This window comes from Streptomyces sp. 13-12-16 (assembly GCF_002114215.1).
Lineage (GTDB): Bacteria > Actinomycetota > Actinomycetes > Streptomycetales > Streptomycetaceae > Streptomyces.
Genome location: NZ_NCTE01001109.1, coordinates 1 through 2,138, shown reverse-complemented (window position 1 = coordinate 2,138; position 2,138 = coordinate 1). Strand labels below are relative to the sequence as shown.

Genomic DNA, 2,138 nt, shown 5'->3' with positions numbered 1-2,138 from the left:
CGAGACGAAGCTGCCGACGTCGGCGATCCGGAGCCCGTCGTAGGCGATGCGGAGCACGAAGCAGGCGGCGGCCGCGGCGGCGAGGGAACCCACCGCGACGCCGACGCGGCGGGCGGTGTAGCCGCCGGAGTGGTCGACCCAGGTCGTGCCGAAGAAGCGGATGGGCTCGGGCTGCGGGCCGGCTGGGGTGGCCGGGGTGCCGTTCGGGTCGTTCTCTGCTGCGCTCACCGGTCGATTGTGACTCCTCCCCCGCGTGCGCACGCGGGTCCCCCTCCGTTGCCGCGGGCCGGAGCCGTACGGCCGTGTCCTGCGGCTCCGGACGAAGCCCCGGGGTACGGCCGTGCGGCGTCGGGCCGGCGGAAGCCACGCCAGGAAGCACCGGTTCGTGCCATCGGCGAGATCCCGGGAGTCCATCTGAACGGGAACTCACCTGCGGGTCCCGGTCCTCCGTCGGCGTGGTGGGGGCGCGGGCCGAGTTCTCGTGGATGCCGGGCAGGAGGGTGGGGACGGTCCGGAGCACACGACGGCCCGGTCCTCGTCGTCTCCGTGGCGCTCCATGCCGTGGCGGCGCTCGTGCTGCTCGCGCTTCCCCGGGCCGCGGCCGAGGACGCCGGCCGGTGAGCCCGTGTCCGGCTCCCCCGGCCGGTGTCTCCTCGGAGGAGGGACGTCACTAGCAGCGGGAGGCGACGTACCCGTCGCTGCCGGTGCGGACGTACGCGTCGGAGACGTACTGGCCGCTGCCGATGTTGTCCCAGATGTTCGAGGTGCCGTACGGGCCCGACACCCACGTGCCCGGTGTCTGGCAGTTGATCCGGACCTCGGCGCCCTCGGCCAGGACCCGGACGATGGAGTAGCCGGTGCCGGGGCCGCTGCGGACGTTCAGCCGGTGGCCCGGAGCGACCGGGTAGGAGCGGGCGGCCGTGGCCGCCATCGCCGTCACCGTCGCCTCCTCGTTCCCGCCCGCGATGTCCTGTGTCCGGTCGACAGACATGAGAAAACCTCCCCCGTTGCGCCCCACGAGTGTCGTGGGGCCACGTTGATACCCCTGGAACAAGCCATGAAACACCAGTTCGCAACTCGTACGCGGGGCCGGGCAAGCCGCCTCGGTCCCCCGGGCGTCATCGACTAGGCTCCGAGCGTCGCGCGCGCGGACGAACAGCACGGGGGTGGTTCCATGGCGCCGCAGCGGAACACCGGAGCGGCCGCGGAAGCGGAACTTCCGGAGTACGCCGGTCACTACCGTCTGGAGTCCTGTCTGGGCTCGGGCGGCATGGGCGTCGTGCACCTGGCCCGGAGCACCTCCGGGATGCGGGTCGCGGTGAAGGTCGTACACGCCCGGTACGCCATGGACCCCGAGTTCAGAGGGCGGTTCCGGCAGGAGGTGGCCGCGGCGCGACGGGTGAGCGGGGCGTTCACCGCACCGGTCGTCGACGCCGATCCGGAGGGCGGGCGGCCCTGGATGGCCACCTTGTACATCCCCGGTCCGACGCTCTCCGAGCAGGTGAAGCGGAACGGACCCATGGACCCGGACCAGTCGCGTCGGCTGATGGCCGGGCTCGCGGAGGCGCTGCGCGACATCCACCGGGTGGGGGTCGTGCACCGGGACCTGAAGCCGAGCAACGTACTGCTCGCCGAGGACGGGCCGAAGGTCATCGACTTCGGCATCTCCCGGCCGAAAGACAGCGAACTGCGCACCGAGACGGGGAAGTTGATCGGTACGCCGCCGTTCATGGCGCCCGAGCAGTTCCGGCGGCCCCGGGAAGTGGGCCCCGCGGCCGACGTGTTCGCGCTCGGGTCGCTCATGGTGCACGCGACGACGGGGCGCGGTCCGTTCGACTCCGACAGTCCGTACGTCGTCGCCTACCAGGTCGTGCACGACGAGCCCGACCTGACCGGCGTACCGGAGTCGCTCGCGCCGCTGGTGCTGCGGTGTCTCGCCAAGGAGCCCGACGACCGGCCCACGCCGGACGAGCTGATGCGGCGGCTGCGGTCGGTGGCGGCGGCGTACGACACCCAGGTGTTCGTGACGGCGCCGCGGACGCCCGAAGCGCGGGAGGCGCCGGAGGAGGCCGCGTCGGAAGAGGCCGCGCCGGAGCCCCCGGTGGACACGCCCGCGGCGCGGCCCGCGCGGCGGCTCG

At 73.2% G+C, this 2,138-nt stretch carries 2 protein-coding genes and 1 pseudogene; 1 reads left to right on the top strand and 2 read right to left on the bottom strand.

Annotated features, from left to right (window positions below; all coding sequences use genetic code 11):
- Both B7767_RS36000 and B7767_RS35995 read right to left on the bottom strand, forming a co-directional pair.
- A pseudogene (locus B7767_RS36000) lies at window positions 1-228 on the bottom strand (EamA/RhaT family transporter); the annotation flags it as partial.
- Between the two features lie 442 nt (window positions 229-670).
- Entirely contained in the window at window positions 671-991 is a 321-nt protein-coding gene (locus B7767_RS35995) for an SH3 domain-containing protein (protein WP_085575711.1), read from the bottom strand.
- A gap of 183 nt (window positions 992-1,174) precedes the next feature.
- Between B7767_RS35995 and B7767_RS35990 the strand changes: the two genes are divergently transcribed.
- Window positions 1,175-2,138, top strand: a 964-nt coding sequence (locus B7767_RS35990) for a serine/threonine-protein kinase (RefSeq protein WP_256923687.1), incomplete at its 3' end; no start/stop codon positions are given.

Bases quoted from the DNA above. Each gene is read 5' to 3' on its own strand.
- B7767_RS35995 (WP_085575711.1), bottom strand. From the start codon at position 991: ATGTCTGTCGACCGGACACAGGACATCGCGGGCGGGAACGAGGAGGCG.